This is a genomic window from Veillonella sp. 3913 (assembly GCF_003992235.1).
Lineage (GTDB): Bacteria > Bacillota > Negativicutes > Veillonellales > Veillonellaceae > F0422.
On sequence record NZ_RQVF01000008.1, the window covers coordinates 1 to 23,656 of the forward strand.

A 23,656-nucleotide genomic window follows, 5' to 3' on the forward strand; every position below is an offset into this window, starting at 1 on the left:
ATAAATTAATTCTCTTTTTTGTAATAAAATATATAATTAGGAATAAAAATACATACATAGAGTACTGTTTTGAAATACTTGTATTTCTAAGATAAAATCAATCTATACTAATTTAATATGCTTACTATAAGTAGCTTGTATTCTTTTTATTTGTTGTATATAATTTTATGCATAATGTAATATAGGTATATTAGTCAATGAAGGAAACTGGAGTGCTAACTTAAGTTTGCTAATAGGCTAATATATTTTATATGATTTTATCAGTAGAAGATAACAATTCCATAGTTTATGAGCTATAACTTAAAAATATAGGTGAAGTTATAGTTTTTTGTGTTTTCTATATAAAAGACAGTAATAATATTAAAATCATATGCGTATAGATGATAAATGAAAGGTGAGGAAGTAAATGGCATTAAATCGCATTTATAAAGTTGTGTGGAGTAAAACAAAGGGCTGCTACGTAGTTGTATCTGAATTAGCAAAACGGGTAGGTCGTAATAAGGCGAAAGCTATTGTCATTAGCTCTGCTGCTATGGCTATGGCGGTGAGTCCTGTGATGGTAAACACAGTAGGGGCGGCCATTAATAATGCAGGCACAGGTAGCGATACCAGTGTCGCTTTTGGAGGAACTTCATCAGCTAGTGGTAATAATGCAGTGGCTGTAGGGACCGAATCTCAGGCTACTCAGAACAATGCAGTGGCGGTAGGTAGAAAATCAAAAGCTACAGGAGATAGTGCTACTGCAATAGGGCTTGATGCGCAAGCATCAGGGAACTTGTCAGAGGTGCTTGGTGTTGCTGCTAAAGCAAGTGGCGTGCAAGCAGTGGCTATATCTGCTAACAGTAATGCACAGGGAGATCGATCCCTCGCTATAGGACAAAATTCTAATACAAACGGAGCTGATGCGATTGCTCTAGGTACAAATTCAAAGTCTACAAATTTATATACAGTAGCATTTGGTAGAAATACACAAGCGGCTGGGCAGCGCTCAATGGCATTTGGTAATGAGGCAAAGGCTACAGCGAATGATACAATTGCTTTTGGTTCATCTAGCGAAGCGAAGAAAAACAATGATATTATCATTGGTAAAGAAGCCCAAAGCCGTGCTGAAGGAAATGGACATAGTATTGCTATAGGCTATAATTCCACAGCAGGTTCTGATAAAGCGGGAGCAGCTACTGATGTAACAAGCACAGGGAAAAATACTGCCGCAGGTGGCGTGGCAATCGGGGTATCATCTTATACGGGGGTTAATAGGAATAATACTGCTATTAACTCTTCCGTAGCTATTGGTGCTGGTGCTGGCGCGGGGTTTCGTGCAATCAATACAGATGGTATACCAACAGGAAATGGCACTGATCCTGATGATAATGCAACTGTACTAGCTAAGGCTTTTGGTAACACATCGACAGAAGCAGGAAATAAAGATGCAGCAAATCGATTTAACTATAAAGGAGTAGATATTAATGAAGGTACTGCAGTGGGTCGTAATACCCGCGCTATCGGGGACCAAGCGGTAGCCTTAGGTGCTCAGTCGATAGCTGGTCAAGGTGCGATTGCCATTGGGGGTAATGATATTACTCAATTTGCGAATGCTAGATATTTTATGTCAAATAGAGATAATTTTGGCGTGGGAGACGTATCTGATCATGATCAAAGTGGAACGTTAGCGAGTAAAAACATTAGTCAAAAGTACCAAGAACTTGTTGGGGCTGCGTTAAATACAGCATATCAAGCTACATATGCGCAAAATGGATCTACTGTCATTGGTATGCAAGCTCATTCTACTACTCCATTGGGGGTTGCTATCGGTACGAATGCATTAGTTCGTAAGGGAGCCTATGGTGCCACGGCTATTGGATCTGGTTCTGCTATACAAGCAAATGCGGAAGCTGCAGTAGCCATCGGTATGGGTTCTTGGGTAAATGGCAAGTTTGGCGTAGCTGCAGGTACTGCTTCAAGGGCAGAGCAATCTGCGGTAGCTACTGGTTATAAAGCAGATGCTGGTGTGTCTGCTGTATCTGTTGGTGATGAGTCTAAAGCAGTTGCATCCTCCGTTGCAGTAGGTCAATTGGCAAAAGCTGAAAAAACAGCAGATATTGCGGTCGGTCAAGGCGCGGTTGCTTCTGGTGAACAAGGTGCCATTGCTATGGGTCTTGGAACACAGGCACAAGGTGATTCTTCCATCATGATTGGTGGCTCTGAAATTAATAAAGTAGCAGCAAAAACTGTGAGCTATCAAAAAGAGAAAAAGGATGCGCAAGGTCGTACGGTCATCAAATCCACTGAAAAAACAGAGACCGTTGGCGGAGAACAAATTAAGCGTACCATCCGTTCTGTAGAAATGGAAGACACTAGTGGTACTATCCAACAAGCCTATGGAGAATTAACGAATGGTGGCGTTTTGAACACAGCTACCTTAAATTATTCCTTGGCGGAGAATAAAAATGGTCATGGATCTATTTCCATGGGGATTCACTCCCTATCTACTGGTAATCTAGGAACTGCTATTGGTACTGGTGCACGTGTCACGAAATTAGGTGGTGTGGCCCTAGGCACAGGTGCTATTTCTGAACTACAAAATGGGGTGGCTATCGGTACAGGTTCTAGAGCGGATAAGAGCTCTATTGGTACTCGACAAACAGATATTTCCTATGATAAAGAAGGTAAAATTGTACCATTTGATAGTAAAAAAGTAGCCTATACATTCTATTGGGCAGGTGGCACAAATACGTCTGAAGGTGACGTAGTATCTTTTGGTTCACCAGGGGCAGAACGTCAATTGAAAAACGTAGCAGCTGGCCGTATTGCAGATGATTCTACAGATGCTATCAATGGTTCTCAGTTGAATTCCGTTACAAAACGTATGTCCAGTGGTTGGGCTGTAGAAGCTGAAAAAGATAAAACTAGTTCAGGTGTATTGAAATTAAATGGTACTGTTGCTACAGCGGGAACTGAAGTGCATTCTACTGATGGTAAAACAACAACACGAGAAAATCCAGGTACGGCTACAGGTCATATAGATAAAGTACGTCTTAATGATGAAGTAAAAATTCGTGTAGGCGATAACTTGGTGTTACATCAAGAAGATGCATCTAGACCAGTCTATGAAGATCCAGATAATCCAGAGCGTCAAACGGGAACACGTGTAACGTCTAAATTCACCTATTCCTTGAATCCAGAATTAACGGGATTAAAAAGTGCTCAGTTTAAAAATGATGCAGGCGATACGACTACTATCAATGGTGCTGGAGTGACAGTCAATCCAGTAACTGCGGGGAAACAACCTGTTTCGTTAACGACTGCAGGTTTGAATAATGGTGGTAATGCGATTTCTAATGTGGCAGGTAATTTACCAGAAACTAAAAATAACGATGCTACTACAGGGGCAAGTAATGCCACTACATCCCAAGCAGCGCCAACTTTAGGGAATGCTGCTAATCAAGTAAATCCGACGAATGCAGCGACAGTATCTGACGTGTTGAATGCAGGTTGGAATTTACAAGGTAATAACAAAGCTGTAGATTTTGTGAAGCCTTATGATACTGTGAACTTTGTCAATGGAGATGGCACGACAGCTACTGTAGAAAGTACAGATGGTAAAACATCTACTGTGAAATACAGCGTAAACCTTGGCGATGGCTTGAAAAAAGATGATGCGACCAACAAAATCACTGTGAGCGCAGCTGACAAATCTTTAACTGTTGGAACAGATGGAGTTAAGGTAAACCCAGGAGATAAGTCATTAAAAACAACAGATGCTGGTTTAACCGTCAATACAGCTGATAAATCCTTAGAAGTAACAGATGCTGGCTTAAAGGTCAAAGCCGGAGATAAAACGTTAACTACTGATGAAAAGGGTTTAAAAGTAAATACCGGTGAAATTGAATCTGTTACTACTGGTGCTAACCCTGGTACTGTGAAAGTAAAAGATGGCGATACTGGTAAAGTGGCTACCGTAGATTCTGTAGTTAATGCTGTAAATAGTGCTGCTTGGATTGCGACCTCTGAGAAAACAGCCGATGGTGAGTTAGGTGCAACACCAACAGATCAATCTGTGAAAGCAGGCGACAAAGTTACTTTTGAAGCAGATAAAAACATTAAGATTACACAAGCAGGTAGTAAGTTTACTTTTGCTACAAAAGATAATGTATCTTTCGATACTGTACAAGTAGGTGGTAGTGAAGGGCCTAAATTTGCTAAAGCAGCTGATGGTTCTATTAAAGTATCCGATAAAGATGGTACAGAACCTGTAAAAATTACAAATGTAAAAGATGGCGATATCTCTGCAGATTCCAAAGATGCTATTAACGGTAGTCAATTCCATAAGCTAGCGAATAATACTATCCAATTAAAAGGCCAAACAGGTGATAATGCTGCTACTGAAACAGATGAACAAGAACTAGATAAAAAAGGTGGTATTAAATTTACTGTTAAATCTAGCGATGGCACATTGTTAGATGTAGCGGCAAAAGGCGACACGATTACATTAACTCCAAAAACAGCGACCCTAACAACAGGAGCTGATGGCGTGCCAACAGCGGATACGACAAATGGCAAATTGGTTACTGCTGATCAATTGGTGAATACCTTAACAGAAATGGGTTGGAAAGCGACAGCAGATAAAGATGGCTCTGGTACTGTGTCTGGCGCTGCTACAGAGTTAATCAAAGCAGGTAATACAGTAACTTTCAAAGCTGGTGATAATTTAGCTGTTAAACAAGATGGTAAAAACTTTATCTATTCCTTGCAAAAAGAGTTAACTGGTCTAACAAGCGCTGAATTTAAAAACCAAGCTGGTGATAAAACTGTAATCAATAGTGATGGTGTAACAATCACACCTGTTACTAATGGTAAACAACCAGTATCTTTAACAAAAGATGGTTTAAATAATGGTGGTAACCCAATTACTAATGTAGGCGGCAACTTAGATGGTGCTAAAACAGGTACAAATGCACCAACAACTAGCGCAACAGCACCAACATTGGGAACAGGAACTGACCAAGTAAACAAAAATAATGCAGCCACAGTAGGTGACGTATTAAACGCTGGTTGGAACTTACAAAATAATGATGCAGCGAAAGATTTCGTGAAACCATATGACACTGTGAACTTTGTTAATGGTGAGGGTACAACAGCTGTCGTAGAAACGACAACAGATCAGTCAACCTCTAAAATTAAATACAATGTAAACACTGGTAATGGTTTAGAAAAAACTACAGATAACAAAATTACTGTAAAACCAGGAGATAAGTCTTTAGAAGTAACTGATGCTGGTGTTGCAGTAAAAAAAGCAGATCAGTCTTTAGAAGTAACTGATGATGGCTTAAAAGTTAAAACCGATAATAAAACAATTACTACAGGTAAAGATGGTCTTACTGTTAATACAGGTACTGTGAATGCTGTTGAACAAGGCGATAAAAAAGGTACCGTGGAAGTACCAACTGCTGACGCAGGAAAAATTGCTACTGTAGATACAGTTGCCAAGGCTGTGAATAATGCTGCTTTCACATTGAAAGCAAGTGCTAATGGTGGTACAAGAAATGCAGGCAGTGGTGTTACTACCGATGGTGAATCCATTAAAGCAGGCAGTACTATAGAAATGATTTCTGGCAAAAACCTAGATGTAAAACATGATGCGAATGGTAAAATCACATTTGCTACGGTGGAGAATCCTTCTTTCAACACTATTCAAGTAGGTGGAGATCAAGGACCAAAATTATCTAAAACAGATGATGGTAATATCAAAGTGTCTGACAAAGATGGTACAAACCCAGTCAATATTACGAATGTGAAATCTAATCTGCCTGATACGCAAAATAGCGATGCTCCGAACACAGCGACAAACCCAAGTAATGCTACTAAATCACAAGCAGCTCCAACATTGGGAACATCCGCTAACCAAGTAAATCCAGCAAATGCAGCTACTGTTGGTGATGTGTTAAACGCAGGTTGGAATTTACAAGGTAATGGTTCAGCGGTGGATTTCGTAAAACCGTATGACACAGTGAACTTTGTAAACGGTGTGAATACGACAGCTGTTGTATCCACTGTGGATGGTAAAACAAGCAATGTAACATATAATGTCACAGGCTTACCGATTACCTATACTGATAAAGATGGTAATCCAGTATCTAAAATTGGCGATAATTTCTACAAAGTTAATGACAAAGGTCAACCATTAGATGCTAAAGGCAATCCAAGCACGAAGGTGAATAAAGATGGTAAACCAGTAGATGATGAAGGTAATGTCATCGATCCGATTAATACAACTAATAATCCTGTAAAAACATCCTTAGTGAATCCAGCACCTGAAGCTAATAAAACAGGCACAACAAGTCCTACTACATTGGATAATGTGACAAGCAAGTTGGAGAATTATAAAGCTGATCCAGTGAATGGTAAAGAACCAGCTAAAAATAGTTTGCGAGATTTAACGAATACAAATGTAACGGATAACACAGTAGCAACAGTCGGAGATATCCGTAATATGGGTTGGATTGTGTCTTCCGATAAAACAACAGGTGCTAATGGAACAACAACTGCCACTGAATATTCTGAGGCAGTGAAAAATGCCAATGAAGTACGATTTGTCGGTGAAGGCAGTGCTATTGTATCTGGTAAAACAGATGACAAAGGTGTACGTACAATCACTGTAAAAGTAGATAGTCAAACAGGTCTCAATAAAACTGTGACTCCTGTGAATTACACGAAAGCAGATGGTACTAAAGTATATCCTCAAGAAGTGGATAATGGAGATGGAACTAAGACAGTTAAATTCTTTGAAAATCCAGATGGTACGGGTAAGGAAATTCCAAGCACAGAAGTCATTACTTCTGTGAACGGACCAAAAGGAACAACTACTCCAGCAACATTGTCTAACGTAAAATCTAACCTTCCTGATACTAAAAATAGTGATACTGCCAATACAGCAGATGCGCCAAGCAATGCGACGAAATCTCAAGCAGCACCAAATACAACAAATAAAGATGGCGACAAATATATCAATCCAAATAATGCCGCTACAGTATCTGATGTATTGAATGCAGGTTGGAACTTACAAGGTAATGGTACAGCCGTAGATTTTGTGAAACCATATGATACAGTTAATTTTGTAAATGGGTTGAACACCACAGCTGTAGTATCTACTGTGGATGGTAAGACAAGCAATGTAACATACAATATAACAGGCTTGCCTGTGACATACACAACAGAAGATGGTACACCAGTGACTAAAATTGGTGACAAATACTATAAAGTTAACGATCAAGGTCAACCATTAGATGGTACAGGTGCGCCAGTTACGAAGTTCAACAAAGATGGTAAACCACTTGATGCAAATGGACAGGAAGTTCCTGATGTGAACATTACAGATAAACCATTAAAAACATCCTTGGTAAACCCAGCACCAGAAGCTAATAAAACGGGTACAACAAGTCCAACATCCTTGAGCAATGTGAAAAACAACATTCCAACAGTAAATGATGAAGATAAAACAGCTCATAAGGCAGATGGAACTGCAATTGGTGGCAAAAACAATACAGAAGCGCCAATTACAGCAGGAGATGCAGCCAACTTGTTGAAACCTATTGTGAATGGAGTAGCAAATCCTAACTTCGTAGGCAACAACGCAGCTACAGTCTCCGATGTATTGAACGCTGGTTGGAATTTACAAAACAATGGTGCAGCGAAAGACTTCGTAAAACCATATGATACAGTAAACTTTGTGAACGGTGGTAATACAACAGCTGTAGTGACAACGAATGCTGCAGGTACTGCAAGCGATGTGACTTTCAACGTAACAGGATTACCTGTGACATACACAACAGAAGATGGTGCACCAGTATCTAAAGTAGGAGATAAATACTACAAAGTTAACGATAAAGGTCAACCTATCAGTGATGCAGGTAAACCAGCAGTAGGCAAAAATAATGATGGTAAATTGGTTGATGAAAATAACAATGTAATTGAACCAATTGATACAACAAAACCATTAAAAACTGCGTTAGTTAATCCAACACCAGCAGGAGATAAACCTAATACAACAACAGCTACACAATTAGGCAATGTAACATCTGGCTTGGACAAATATGGTGATACAGTAGATGGAAAAGAAGTTCCAGGTTCTACAAAAGCGAATAATGGCTTAGTAGATTTATCCAAACCAGCAAATGGAGATGCACCAAAAGTAAGCGATAACACAGCTGCTACTGTAGGTGATCTACGTAACATGGGTTGGATTGTATCTTCTAACAAAACAACAGGCGAAAATGGTGCAGTGACTACTGATGAATACTCTGCAACAGTGAAAAACGCTAACGAAGTGAAATTTGTAGGCGAAGGTACAGCTGTCGTATCTGGTAAAACAGATGACAAAGGTGTTCGTACAATCACTGTAAAAGTAGATGACCAAACGTCTACAAACAATGCAGTAACACCTGTGGTGTACACAGATAAAGATGGTAAACAAGTATATCCAACTGGTAAAACAGATAAAGATGGAAACCAAATCTTCAATACTAAACCAGATGGAAAAGGAGAGGATGTAACAGGTCCTGTTAAAACAACAATTAATGGACCAAAAGGAACCACAAGTCCAACATCCTTGAGCAATGTGAAAAACAACATTCCAGCAGTGAATGATGCTGATAAAAAAGTAACAAATTCTGATGGAACAGATAAACCAGATGCAGGTAATGTAGCAAACATTAACAAAGCGCCATTGACAGCAGAAGAAGCAGCGGACTTGTTGAAACCAACAACAAAAGATGGCAAATCAAATCCTAACTTCGTAGGCAACAATGCAGCCACAGTATCTGACGTATTGAACGCAGGTTGGAATTTACAAAACAATGGCACTGCGAAAGACTTCGTGAAACCATATGACACAGTAAACTTCGTGAACGGTTTAAATACAACAGCGGTTGTAACAACATCTGATGATGGTACAACAAGCAATGTGACATACAATGTAACAGGCTTGCCTGTGACATACACAACAGCAGATGGTATACCAGTATCCAAAATTGGAGATAAATTCTACAAAGTAAATGACAAAGGTCAACCAGTAGATGAACAAGGTAACCCAAGCACGAAAGTGAACAACAATGGAGAACCTATCGATGGTAATGGCAATGTGATCAACCCAATTGATACAGCGGCAAAACCATTGAAAACATCCTTGGTAAACCCAGCACCGGAAACTAATAAAACTGGCACAACAAGTCCAACAACTTTGGATAATGTAACTAGCAAATTAACAAATTATAGTGACCCAGAAGTTAATGGTAAAGCGCCAGTTCGTAATAACTTAGTAGACTTGTCTAAACCAGAACAAGGTGAACCGAATGTAAGCGATAATACAGCCGCTACTGTAGGTGATCTACGTAACATGGGTTGGATTGTATCTTCTAACAAAACAACAGGTGAAAATGGTGCAGTCACTACTGATGAATACTCTGCAACAGTGAAAAACGCTAACGAAGTGAAATTTGTAGGCGAAGGTACAGCTGTCGTATCTGGTAAAACAGATGACCAAGGTGTTCGTACAATCACTGTAAAAGTAGATGACCAAACGTCTACAAACAATGCGGTAACACCTGTGGTGTACACAGATAAAGATGGTAAACAAGTGTATCCAACTGGTAAAACAGATAAAGATGGTAACCAAATCTTCAATACTAAACCAGATGGAAAAGGCGAGGATGTAACAGGTCCTGTTAAAACAACAATTAATGGACCAAAAGGAACTACAAGCCCAACATCCTTAAGCAATGTGAAAAATAACATTCCAGCAGTGAATGATGCTGATAAAAAAGTAATAAATGCTGATGGAACAGATAAACCAGATGCAGGTAATGTAGCAAACATTAACAAAGCTCCATTGACAGCAGAAGAAGCAGCGGACTTGTTGAAACCAACAACAAAAGATGGCAAATCAAATCCTAACTTCGTAGGCAACAATGCAGCCACAGTATCTGACGTATTGAACGCAGGTTGGAATTTACAAAACAATGGCACTGCGAAAGACTTCGTGAAACCATATGACACTGTAAACTTCGTGAACGGTTTAAATACAACAGCGGTTGTAACAACATCTGATGATGGTACAACAAGCAATGTGACATACAATGTAACAGGATTGCCTGTAACATACACTACAGCAGATGGTACACCAGTATCCAAAATTGGAGACAAATACTACAAAGTTAATGAACAAGGTCAACCATTGGATTCCAATGGTAAGCCAGCTACAAAAATCAATGAAAATGGAGTGCCTGTTGGTGAAGATGGACAACCAATTTCTGAAGTTAATATTACAGATACTCCATTAACATCTAAATTAGTGAATCCAAATGCTAAAAATACAGATGCTGAACCAAATAAGAAAACTACAGATCCTACACAATTAGGAAATGTAACATCTGGCTTGCAAAAATATGGTGATACAGTAGATGGAAAAGAAGTTCCAGGTTCCACAAAAGCTAACAATGGTTTAGTTGATTTATCTACACCAACAGATGGGGCAAAACCTAAAGTAAGCGACAATACAGCCGCTACAGTAGGCGATTTGCGTAATATGGGTTGGATTGTATCTTCTGACAAAACAACAGGTGAAACAGACAAGGCCTATACAGATACAGTGAAAAATGCTAACGAAGTGAAATTCATTGGCGAAGGTACAGCTATCGTATCTGGTAAAACAGATGGCAATGTACGTACCATCACTGTAAAAGTAGATGACCAAACGTCTACAAATAACTCAGTTACACCTGTTAATTACACAAAAGCAGATGGTACTAAGGTATATCCTAAGACGGTGACAGATCCAAAAACAGGTAAAGAAGAAGTTAAATTCTTTGAAAATCCAGACGGATCTGGTGCAGAAGTTCCAAAAGGTGATGTGGTTACATCTATCAATGGACCAGAAGGCACAACAAGCCCAACTACATTGAAAAATGTGAAAAACAACATTCCAAATGTAAATGATGGCTCCAAAACAATTACAAATCCTGATGGTACAGAAAAAACAGGCGATGTAGAAAATATCAACAAAGCGCCATTAACAGCAGAAGAAGCAGCAGCATTAGCAAATCCAAAAACAAAAGATGGACAAACAAATCCTAAGTACATTGGTAACAATGCAGCTACAGTATCTGACGTATTAAACGCAGGTTGGAATTTACAAAACAATGGAGCAGCCCGTGACTTTGTGAAACCATTCGATACTGTGAACTTTGTAAACGGTGTGAATACGACAGCCGTAGTGACTACATCTGAAGATGGAACCACAAGCAATGTGACATACAATGTAACAGGATTGCCTGTGACATACACTACAGCAGATGGTACACCAGTATCCAAAATTGGAGACGATTATTATACAGTGAATGATAAAGGTCAACCAATTGATGCAAATGGTAAGCCAAGTGCGAAGGTGAATAAAGATGGTAAACCTGTGGATGAAAATGGAAATGTTATCAAACCAATCGATACAACTGCAAACCCATTAACCTCTTCTTTGGTGAATCCAAATGTTAAAAATACAGATACTGAACCAAATAAGAAAACTACAGATCCTACACAATTAGGAAATGTAACATCTGGCTTACAAAAATATGGTGATACAGTAGATGGAAAAGAAGTTCCAGGTTCTACAAAAGCTAATAATGGTTTAGTAGATTTATCTACACCAACAGATGGGTCAAAACCTAAAGTAAGCGACAATACAGCTGCTACAGTAGGCGATTTGCGTAACATGGGTTGGATTGTATCTTCTGACAAAACAACAGGTGAAACAGACAAGGCCTATACAGATACAGTGAAAAATGCAAATGAAGTGAAATTCGTTGGCGAAGGTACAGCTATCGTATCTGGTAAAACAGATGACAAAGGTGTACGTACCATCACTGTAAAAGTAGATGACCAAACGTCTACGAATAACTCAGTTACACCTGTTAATTACACAAAAGCAGATGGTACTAAGGTATATCCTAAGGCTGTGAGAGATCCAAAAACAGGTAAAGAAGAAGTTAAATTCTTTGAAAATCCAGATGGATCTGGTGCAGAAGTTCCAAAAGGAGATGTGGTTACATCTATCAACGGACCAGAAGGGACAACAAGCCCAACTACATTGAAAAATGTGAAAAACAACATTCCAAATGTAAATGATGGCTCCAAAACAATTACAAATCCTGATGGTACAGAAAAAACAGGCGATGTAGAAAACATCAACAAAGCGCCATTAACAGCAGAAGAAGCAGCAGCATTAGCAAATCCAAAAACAAAAGATGGACAAACAAATCCGAAGTATATTGGTAACAATGCAGCCACAGTATCTGACGTATTGAACGCAGGTTGGAACTTACAAAATAATGGAGAATCTCGTGATTTTGTAAAACCATATGATACAGTGAACTTTGTCAATGGTCTTGGTACCACCGCAGTGGTAACAACTCGTGAGGATAACACGGCAAGTGATGTTACATTTAATGTAAAAGCAGCTAATGGTTCTGTAACGGTTGACGAAAATGGTGTAAAAGTAACTACTGGTGAAATGAAGCCAGCAGTAGGTACGGATAATAAGGAAACAGGAGCTATTGCTACCCCTGCAGATCCAGCTACAGCTAAGCAATTAAAAGACACCTTAGCAGCTGCTGAAAAAGACTTGTCTGCAGCAAGAGCAGCTTTAAAAGAAGCAGAAAAAGCATTAGCGGCAGATCCAAAAGATCCAGCATTACAACAAGCGGTGGCAGATAAGAAAGCTGATGTAGCTGCTAAACAAACACCAGTAGATACAGCACAGAAAGCGCATGATGAGGCAGGATTGAACAAAGTGGCTACCGTACAAAATGTAGCGGAAGCCATCAACAATGCGGGCTTCAACTTGAAAACATCTGCTGACGGGGGAGAAAAACTTACTGGAACTAAGGATGACGGAGAGTTAATTAAACCAAGCAATACTGTGGAAATGGTAGCAGGAAATAACTTGACTGTGAAACAGGATGCAAATGGTAAAATTACATACGCTACGAAAGATAATGTGACTTTCACAAATGTGGATACAGGCACGTTGAACGTAGGTAGCCCAAATACTTATACAGATGGTAAAGGTAATACGTACACGAAAGTGGGCGACAACTATTACAAACCAGCTGATGTAGTGAATGGCGCTCCAAAATCAGGTGCAACACCAGTGGATGTAACAACAACGCCTGTTACACCAGTGAGCCCTGTGACAATGAAAGCAGAAGCGGCAAAACCAGCTACGAATAATGCATCAGATGCACAACCATCTTCCGCATTAAATGTCACATCTAAGGATGGTAAACCAACTCAAATTACAGGTGTAGGTTCCACGTTGAACACTAAATCTGTAGATACTACACCACAAGGTACAGCGCCAGGTGCTACTCCTAACACAACACCAACAAACTTAGTTGATTTGGAAGGTACAGCCGATGCGCCTGTGAATAAAAACGCAGCAGCTACGGTAGGTGACTTACAAAATATGGGCTGGGTTGTATCTGCCAAAGATGGTAATGGCTACAAAGATGTGGTGAAAAACGCAAATGTAGTTGACTTCAAAGGCGGTAAGGGTATTGAAATTACTGGTAAAACATTGACTGATGGCACTCGTGAAATTACGGTAGGTATCAAAGAAGGGGAAGTTACGAATAAAGTAACGATAACTAATGCAAATGGTACAAAAACTGATGCAGTTAAAATTGGAGATAACTACTACAAAGTAGACAAAGATGGTAAACCAATAGGATTCGAAAAAGGTCCAGATGGTAAACCAGCAGGTACTCCATTGAAGGTTGATCCTAAGACTGACAAAGTAACGAATGCGGGCGCAGGCTTTGTGACAGGTAATACAGTGGCGAATGCAATCCAAGATTCTGGTTGGAATGTAGGTATTGGTTCTACTGATAAAGACTACAGTAAAGATGCAAAAGTGTACGACAAGGTAAATCCAAATGACGATGTGAAATTCGCAAATGGTGCTAACACGAATGTATCTATGGTGACTGTGGACGCTCTTAATGAGGATGGTACTAAGAAAGCAACTACATTTGTCAAAGTAGATGTGAATAGAGATCTTAAAATTGATTCTGTCACAACTGGTGGCACAGCAGTTGATAAAAATGGTAACAACCTTGTGAAAGTGGGCGATGATTACTATAAAGAGTCCGACATTGATCCAGTGACAAAACAACCAAAACCTAATGCAAAACCAGTTCCAAAAGCTGATGTGACACCGGCCAAAGATGGTGCGATGATCGTGAAAAATGCTGACGGCAAAGATGTAGTGTCTGCAACAGTTGGTAAAGATGGTAGCGGTGCCTTCGCAGTCAAAGGCAAAGATGGTAAAGACGGCATTTCCATGACAGCGAAAGATGGACAAGGTGCCATCGGTGTGAATGGTAAAGATGGTGCTACTACAACCATAAAAGGTGATACCATTACGATCAAAGATAAAGATGGTAACACTAACACAAGTACACCAACATCTAATGAGTTGAAAGATACTAAGGGAAATACCAATACATCTACAGCAGACAAAATTGAGCTAAAAGACAAAGCTGGTAATACCAATACAAGTACTCCGACAACTAATGTATTGAAGGATACAAATGGAAATACGAATACTTCTAATGCTGCAGGAACTACTTACAAAGATAAAGATGACAATACAGCTGTAGTAGGACCTAAGGAAATTGCTTTAACAGATAAATCTGGTGATAATAAGGCATCATTCACCAATAAAGATTTAATTTTTAATGCAACGGATCCGAAGACTGGCGTAGAAAAAACATCGCATGTATCTGGTGATAAGATAGCCTTTACTACAACTGATGAAATGGAAAAAGTATTCGATAAAGATGGTAAACCAGTTATCGATCCTACTACTGGAAAACAAAAAGAAGTAGTAAAAATGGAAAAAGTATTCGATAAAGATGGTAAACCAGTTATTGATCCTACTACTGGAAAGCAAAAAGAAGTGATTAAAAATCCTGGTAACTCTACGGAGTATACGAACGAAGGATTGAAAGTCATTCCAAATAGTACAGTAGCTCGTGATGCAAATGGAAATCTTACATATGTAGATAAAGATAATAAGCCTGTCATGAAAGACAAAGATGGTAACTTTGTGTATATGGGTAAAGATGGAAAACCAGGCGAGAAATATGCGGGTGCTGTAGGAGCTTTAAAACCAAATGTAGTAGATAATACTCGAGTTATTTCCTTCGGTATGGATAAACCAGTATTGGATGAAAAGGGTAACCCTGTAACCGGTCCAGATGGTAACCCGCTTATGACAGAAGGTATCTCTGCAGGTATGCAACAAATGCACAATCTTGCACCAGGTACGAAAGATACGGATGCAGTTAACGTGTCTCAATTACGAGGTACAACGATCAATATCAACAATCGTATTAATCGTTCTGGCGCACAAGCGGCTGCATTAGCTGGATTACAAACTATTCAATATGATCCATTGGAGCCAACTCAAGTGTCTGCAGGCCTAGGATACTATCAAGGTGCTAGTGCGTTAGCTCTTGGAGTGAACCACTACAAAAATGAATCTACTTTATTCCATCTAGGTGCTTCCTTTAATGGATATGGTAGTGAAGTGATGGCCAATGCTAGTGTGACTTGGAAATTTGGTGCTCGTGCTGATGAAACAGCTGTGAAAGACACATTCCGTCAAGGACCAATCAGTGCCTCTTACACATTACAAGATAAGGTATCTGCCTTAGAAGCACAAAACCAAATCCAAAAAGACCAATTAAATGAATTGCGTGCTACCAATGCTGCTCAAAAAGCAGAAAATGAAGCACAACGTGAAGAATTGGCTCTTGTAAAAGCACAAGTAGCAGAACTGTATAAACTGTTGAAAGGTTAAACTGAATGATAATGAAGACTATCGTTCATTGTAGACAGTTATACTAGAACAATACAGTGTAATAGAAGAACCTGAATCTCAGTGAGATGAGATTCAGGTTCTTTTTTATTCGCCATGGATCATGAATGGGAATAGATACTGCTGTTGATGCAGAAATATTTGCCCACACCTTCATGAAAAAAAGATGAAGTAAAAATAAAACTTATCTTTTTCTATGAGTTTTAGTAATGTATGTACAAGTTCGGTATTTACGATTAATTAAACAATAAACATGAATGGAAATAAAATAATGTAATTGTAAACAGATAGTGTAAAACTTGAGAGCATTTGAGAATATATCTAAAAAAATAAGTATTTTATAAAAGTTTTTTCATTTAAAAAAGAATAAAAATTCATTTTTTACTATATTAGTCAGAATGAATAAAAATGGTATAAAATACGTTTAAACTATACTAAATGCGTATAAACGCAAAAATATATTGTATAATTCTATATTTTTCGATATAATTCGATGTATAGAAATGAAAAAAATGACATTACTATTAATATAGTGTGATGTATGAGGAAAACTGTAATATGTAAATAAGTATATACATTATAGTTTTTCGTTTTATTAATAGTAAGTTGTCAAGTATAGGAGTATATGTAAAGTAATTAAGAAAGGATAGGGAATCAAATGGGATTAAATCAAATTTACAAAGTAGTTTGGAGCAAAACAAAAGGATGTTACGTAGTAGTATCTGAATTAGCAAAACGAGTAGGCCGCAACAAAACAAAAGCTGTGGTAGTTGCTACAGCAGCTATGGCTATGGTGGTGGGTCCTATGGCAGTAGGTGTAGATACAGTAGAAGCAGGGGTTGCTATTGGTAGTACTACGGATAATACAATCGATAAAGGCACTGCTTTAACTAATAGCAGTAGTATTGCTATTGGTAGGGATGCTAATGCAAGTAGACAAGGTAACAATGTTGTTATTGGTGATGAAACTGACGCTAATGGAGCAGGTAACATTGTCATTGGTAGACATGCTTTCGCAGGTTTTGACGGTAGAGGTAATGAGAAAAAATCCTCTCAATCCGTTGCAATTGGTGCTGGTAATGCGAGACATGAAGGGGCTAAAGCCTTTGGAGATCAATCTGTTGCATTAGGTGCTAATACAATGGCATACGGTAACTCTTCCATTGCTATTGGTAATGATGACGTAGATAGAGCAGTTGCAGCCACTACGACATATACAAACTCTGATGGAAATAAAGTAACAGGTACTGTTGGTGCTGCTTATACTGACCTTACAGGTAAAAACTTACATACAGATGGTGGTCGTTATAAAGATACTAAATCTGGTGAAGCAGCTATTGCCATCGGTGTAAAAGCGCAAGCTGGAGATATTTCTGTGGCTCTTGGTACAGGTGCGGCTGCAGAGAAAGTCAATGCTACTGCACTTGGTTCTGGAGCGACAGCAACATTTGATAACTCTGTAGCACTAGGTGGTGGTTCAGTAACAGATAAAGAAGGTACGAAACAAACATCTGTAACGGTTAATGGACATACATACAATTGGAGTGGTGGTTCCACAACTGGTAAAGGTGACGTAGTATCTATTGGTAAAGCAGGTTATGAACGTCAGTTAAAGAACGTAGCCGCTGGTGAAGTATCTGAAACTTCCACTGATGGTATCAATGGTTCTCAGTTATATGGCATTTTGAATAACATGACAATAGATCCAACATTCTTATATGCTGGTGACGATGCTGATAAAGGCGAGGTAACAGGTGCTGATGCGGATGCGAAAAAAGCGGATGCAGATAAAAAGAAAATTGTAAGCAGAAGTATGAAAGAAAGCCGTTTGAACTTGTTAGGTGGTGCAGATAAAACTAAATTATCTAATGATAATATCGGTGTAAATTACGAAAATGGCAACACTTTAACATTTAAATTGGCAAAAGATTTAAAAGGATTGGACAGCACTAATGTAGGTGGTATTGTAACTAATGCTGATGGCATTAACATGAATAACAAACCAATTATGAATGTAGCAGGTAACCTACCAGGTGCAAAAGAAGGAACTGAAGAACCTACAACATCTTCTGAAGGTCCAGCGGCAGCAGATTTGCCAAATATCAAAAAGAATGCGGCTACTGTAGGCGATGTATTAAATGCAGGTTGGAACTTACAAAACAATGGAGACGCTAAAGATCTTGTTAAACCATATGACACTGTAAACTTTATCAATGGTGAAGGTACAACAGCTGTAGTAGAAACAACAGATAATAAAGTATCCACTGTAAAATTTGATGTAAAACTTGGCACAGGTTTGAAAAAAGATAAAGACGGTAATATCGGCGTAGATGCAGGCAATATTACAAATGAAAATGGTGCCCCAAAAGTGGAAGATGCAGATAAAGATAAAGTAGCTACTGCAGGTAATGTAGCAGATGCTATTAATAACTCTTATTGGACAGCATCTGCAGAAAAAGATGGCGAAGTAATTGGTACAGACGATAAAATTAACCCTAGCGGTAAAGTAACTTTTGACGCTGGTAAAAACATTGAAATTGATCACAGCACTCCAAATAAATTTACTTTTAAAACAGTAGATAAGCCAGAGTTTACAGGTGTTGATTTAAAAGATAAAGATGGCAATAAAGTTAACTTAGCTCCAACAGCGGATGGTCTAAAATTAGGTAAAGGCGATAATAACGAACCTGCTAATATTACGAATGTAACATCCGGTTTAAAACCATATGCTGAAACAACACCAGATTCTCCAGATGCTAAAAAAGGTCTAGTTGATTTATCTAAGCCAAAAGATGGATCTGCTCCAACAGTAAGTGATAATACAGCAGCCACTGTAGGTGATTTACGTAACATGGGATGGGTTGTATCTGCTGATAAAACAACAGGTGATTTAGGTAAACCATACTCTGAAGCTGTAAAAAATGCTAATGAAGTGAAATTTGTAGGTACAGGTAGTGCTACTGTTTCTGGTAAAACAGATGAAAATGGTGTACGTACAATTACTGTCGATGTGAATGATCAAGCAGTGGCCAATAATGCAGCGGCTCCTGTTGTGTATACAGATGAAAATGGTGACCGTGTATATCCTACTGGTAAAAAAGATGACAAAGGGAACCCAATTTTCAGCAAAAATCCAGATGGTTCTGGTGATCCTGTAACAGGTCCAATCAAAACAAGTATTAATGGACCAAAAGGAACAAAATCTCCAACTACATTGGATAATGTAGCAGGCAACTTACCAGGTGCAAAAGAAGGTACAGATGCTCCTACTACATCTTCTGAAGGTCCAGCGCCAGCTGACGTGCCAAACATTAAAAATAATGCAGCTACTGTAGGAGATGTATTAAATGCAGGTTGGAACTTGCAAAACAATGGAGATGCTAAAGATTTTGTTAAACCATATGACACTGTAAACTTTATCAATGGTGAAGGTACAACAGCTGTAGTAGAAACAACAGATAATAAAGTATCTACTGTAAAATTTGATGTAAAACTTGGTACAGGTTTGAAAAAAGATGACAAAGGTAATATCACGGTAGATGCAGGCGATATTACTAATGAAAATGGTGCGCCAAAAGTTGCAGATGCAGATAAAGGTAAAGTGGCAACTGTAGATACAGTGGCAAAAGCTATTAATGATTCCTATTGGATTGCTTCTGCGGAAAAAGATGGTAAAACAATTGGTGCAGATGATAACGTTAAACCTAGTACAAAAGTAACGTTTGATGCTGGTAAAAATATTGAAATTGATCACAGCACTCCAAATAAATTTACTTTCAAAACAGTAGATAACCCAGAGTTTAAAACTCTTGATTTAAATGATGGGGCTGGCAATAAAGTTAACTTAGCTCCAACAGCAGATGGCTTAAAAGTAGGTAAAGGCGACAATAATGATCCAGTTAATATCACGAATGTAGCAGGCAATTTACCAGGTGCGAAACCAGGTACAACTGCTCCAACTACAGATTCTGAAGGCCCAACAGCAGAAGAATTGCCGAAAATTGCTAACAATGCAGCTACTGTAGGTGACGTATTAAATGCAGGCTGGAATTTGAAAAACAATGGTGAAGCACGTGACTTTGTGAAACCATATGACACTGTTAACTTTGTAGATGGTGCCAATACAACAGCAGTAGTAACGACGTCTAAAGATGGTAAATCTAGCGATGTAACATACAATGTAACAGGCCTTCCCATTACATACACAGATAAAGATGGAAAACCAGTATCTAAAATTGGTGATAACTTCTATCCAGTAAATGAAAAAGGTCAACCTATTACTTCAGAGGGTAAACCAGCAGTGGGAACAAATGATAAAGGTGAACCTATTACAGAAGATGGTACAGTAATTAAACCAATTGATCCAAAAGCAAATCCATTAAAAACATCCTTGGTAAATCCAGCTCCTGAAAAAGGTAAAACACCTACAAATAGCCCAACACAATTAGGTAATGTAGCTAATGGTGCAGAGACTTTTAAACCGGCTGATGATGTAAAATTAGCAAATGATGGTAAATGGTACCCAGCAAATCAAGTAGAACCTAATGGACAACCAAAAAAGGATGCCACACCTGCACCAAGCCCATTGGTTACAAAAAATGAAGCTGGTGATATTCTTGAAAAGGGTAATGATGGTAACTGGTATAAAGCTGATGATTTAGTAAATGGTGAGCCAAAACCTAATGTAGATGAACAAAAACCTGTGGCAAAACCAGAGAATGCTGATAAAGCAGGTCTTGTAAACTTTGCAAACTCTAATCCTAATAATGTAGCTACTGTTGGGGATTTACAAAACATGGGCTTCGTAGTAGCTGCCAAAGATAATGGTTATACAGAACAAGTTCGTAATGCTAATAAGGTAGAGTTCAAAGGTGATAATGGTGTACAAGTAACTGGTAAAACATTAGAAGATGGTACTCGTCAAATTAATGTATCTTTAAAAGAAGGTCGTGTAACAAATAATGTAATCATTACTGGTGCAGATGGTAAAGAAGTTAAGGGTGTACGTGGTGCAGATGGTAAAATCTATAAAAAAGACCCTAAAACTGGCAAAGCCATGAAAGAAGAGCTTCCAATCAAACCAACAGACACAGTAAGAAATGATGGTGATGGGTATGTAACAGGTAACTCTGTAGCTACAGCTATCCAAAAATCTGGTTGGGACATCGGTATCGGCTCTACAGATAAAGCCTTCAGCACTGAGGAAAAAACGTATGAACGAGTGAACCCTAAGGATAACGTAAAATTTGCGAACGGTGATAATACCACTGTATCTATGGTAGTAGATGCTAAACCAGATAGAGATGGTGCTACAGTAACTACTACATATGTAAAAGTAGACGTGAATCGTGACTTGAAATTGGATAGTGTAACAACTACTGGTAAAGATGGTTCTTCTACTAAAATGGATGGAAATGGTATCAAAGTAACTCCAGCTGATAAAACTAAACAACCTGTTTCCTTGACAAATAATGGTTTAGATAATGGCAATAACAGAATTACTAATGTAGCACCAGGTGTTGGTGATACAGATGCAGTGAATGTATCTCAATTAAAAGGAGTAGCGAATGCAGTAGCTGAAGTAGGTAATCGCGTGAACCGTTCTGGAGCTCAAGCAGCAGCCTTGGCTGGTTTACAAACAATCCAATACGATCCATTGGAGCCAACTCAAATTTCTGCAGGTGTAGGTCATTACAAAGGATCTAGTGCTTTAGCATTAGGTGTGAACCATTATAAAAATGAATCTACTTTATTCCATGTAGGTGCATCTTTCAATGGACGTAGTAGTGAAACGATGGCAAATGCTAGCGTAACTTGGAAATTTGGTTCTCGTGCAGATGAAACAGCAGTGAAAGACACATTCCGTCAAGGACCAATCAGTGCATCTTACACATTGCAAGATAAAGTATCTGCATTGGAAGTACAAAATAGTGCTCAAAAAGATGAAATTGCAGAATTGCGAGCATTAGCAGCAACGCAACAAGCACAAATTGCTGAATTGTTTAAACGTTTAAACGAAAAAGCATAAGATTTTATGTGGCTATATAGACGTTGCTAACTGAATAATGTAACAGGAAGAGTACGGTATCTCCCTCTCAAACAGTATTATATTCTGTTTGTTCGGGACACGCCGTGCTCTTCTTGTGTTTTCGTGATATAGATAGAATGGAACGCAACAAAACTGATAATGCTAAATGCATTTCTTTTGGAAAAAAGGTTAGTGTTGACTTCACCTTTTTTAACGAGTATACTATGGGTGTAGAGAGTACTATCTCAAATCATTGTTGTTACTTAATAAGCAACTAAAATAAGATTAAGTTCAAATGGTTGTCGCTACTCGATATGCGACTCAATAAGTATTCGAGCTCAAATATGTAGACTCCATTCGAAAGAATGGAGTCTATTTTTTAGGGAGGGTTTATGAAAACAGGTCACTTTTATTATATAAACGATCAATATTTTGTAGATTTTCCAGATCCATATTTAATGAAAAATAAGGAAACTATAGATGGTCAAGCACATGATAGACCATGTTTTTATGCTTTTTTAGATGTGTCGACTAATTTATATTGGATGATACCCTTTTCTTCACAAATAGATAAATTTCAAAAAATATATGATACGAAAATTAATAAATATGGAAAATGTGATACCATTTTATTTGGAAAAGTACTAGGGCATGAAAAAGCGTTTCTAATTCAAAATATGTGTCCAGTTAGTATTTCATATGTTAAAAATGAATATATAGATGCTATTTATCATAAGCCTGTTAGAGTTGATGGGCGACTAGAGAAAGAATTAGAAAAGAAAGCTCGTAAAGTTTTGGCATTACAAAGAAAAGGGATACGATTAATTTTTCCAAATATATTAGAAATTGAAAAGCAGTTGCTTATAAACAATTAATGAAAAAGCCTAACGCATAAGATCTTGTACACCTTAATGCATTAGGCTTTTTCTATGGTACTATTCTTTTACGAGAAGGACCCAAATATGGTATGATATAAGGTACAGATAATGATACATAACATATTCCTACATAGATAATAGGAGGTACCTACGTTGAGTAGTATATTTGATATTATTGGACCCGTTATGATTGGTCCATCTAGTTCACATACAGCAGGGGCGGCGCGTTTGGGAAAGATGGCTTTGTCTATTTTTCGTGAGCGTCCTGATAGTGTGACTATGACATTATATGGTTCCTTTGCGAAAACCTATCGTGGTCATGGTACGAATCGTGCTTTGGTGGCAGGGTTGCTGGGTATGGATGCCGACGATGCGCGCATCCGCGACTCCTTGGAAATTGCACAGCAGGAGAACTTTCAGTATACCTTCATCGAGTCTGAAGTGGATGCAGGTCATCCCAATACGGTTCGGTTCAATATGTATGGCAAAGACGGCAAGCATATGTCTGTGACAGGGTCCTCTCTCGGTGGTGGCAGAGTGGCGGTGACCAACATTGACGGTATCGATGTAGAGATTACCGGAGAAGAGCATCAAATTATTGTGTTCCATACGGATCAACCAGGTGTCATTGCAGGGGTAACGCATATTTTAGGCTTAGCGGGTATCAATATTTCTAGCATGCGTGTATTCCGCAAACGAAAAGGGTCGGAAGCGGTGATGCTCATTTCCACGGATTCCGATGTAGATGCAGTGGCATTGCAACAGATTAAGGAAGTGGCGGGCATTTCCTCGGTGATGTATTTTGAACCATTGGAATAGAGG

4 protein-coding genes are annotated in these 23,656 nt (G+C 38.6%); all 4 read left to right on the forward strand.

The features are described 5' to 3' along the window. The first annotated feature begins 406 nt into the window (after positions 1-406). The 4 genes from EO113_RS07765 (at position 407) to sdaAB (ending at position 23,653) form a co-directional block, all read left to right on the forward strand. The gene (locus EO113_RS07765) at positions 407-15,910 is read left to right on the forward strand and encodes an ESPR-type extended signal peptide-containing protein (RefSeq protein WP_127135987.1); all 15,504 of its coding nucleotides are present in this window, start codon (positions 407-409) and stop codon (positions 15,908-15,910) included. 676 nt (positions 15,911-16,586) lie between these two features. Next, positions 16,587-21,956 carry an ESPR-type extended signal peptide-containing protein gene (locus EO113_RS07770; RefSeq protein ID WP_127135988.1) on the forward strand — a complete coding sequence of 1,790 codons (5,370 nt, stop codon included), beginning with the start codon at positions 16,587-16,589 and terminating at the stop codon, positions 21,954-21,956. A 392-nt stretch (positions 21,957-22,348) separates the two neighbouring features. Beyond that, positions 22,349-22,831, forward strand: coding sequence for a type III toxin-antitoxin system CptIN family toxin (cptIN, locus tag EO113_RS07775; protein ID WP_126941247.1), 483 nt, complete (start codon positions 22,349-22,351; stop codon positions 22,829-22,831). A 156-nt stretch (positions 22,832-22,987) separates the two neighbouring features. After that, complete coding sequence (sdaAB, locus tag EO113_RS07780; RefSeq protein ID WP_127135989.1) at positions 22,988-23,653, forward strand: L-serine ammonia-lyase, iron-sulfur-dependent subunit beta; 666 nt, start codon at positions 22,988-22,990, stop codon at positions 23,651-23,653. Positions 23,654-23,656: the final 3 nt, after the last annotated feature.

Coding starts and splice junctions, on each gene's coding strand:
- EO113_RS07765 (WP_127135987.1), top strand. CDS start 407: ATGGCATTAAATCGCATTTATAAAGTTGTGTGGAGTAAAACAAAGGGC.
- EO113_RS07770 (WP_127135988.1), top strand. CDS start 16,587: ATGGGATTAAATCAAATTTACAAAGTAGTTTGGAGCAAAACAAAAGGA.
- cptIN (WP_126941247.1), top strand. CDS start 22,349: ATGAAAACAGGTCACTTTTATTATATAAACGATCAATATTTTGTAGAT.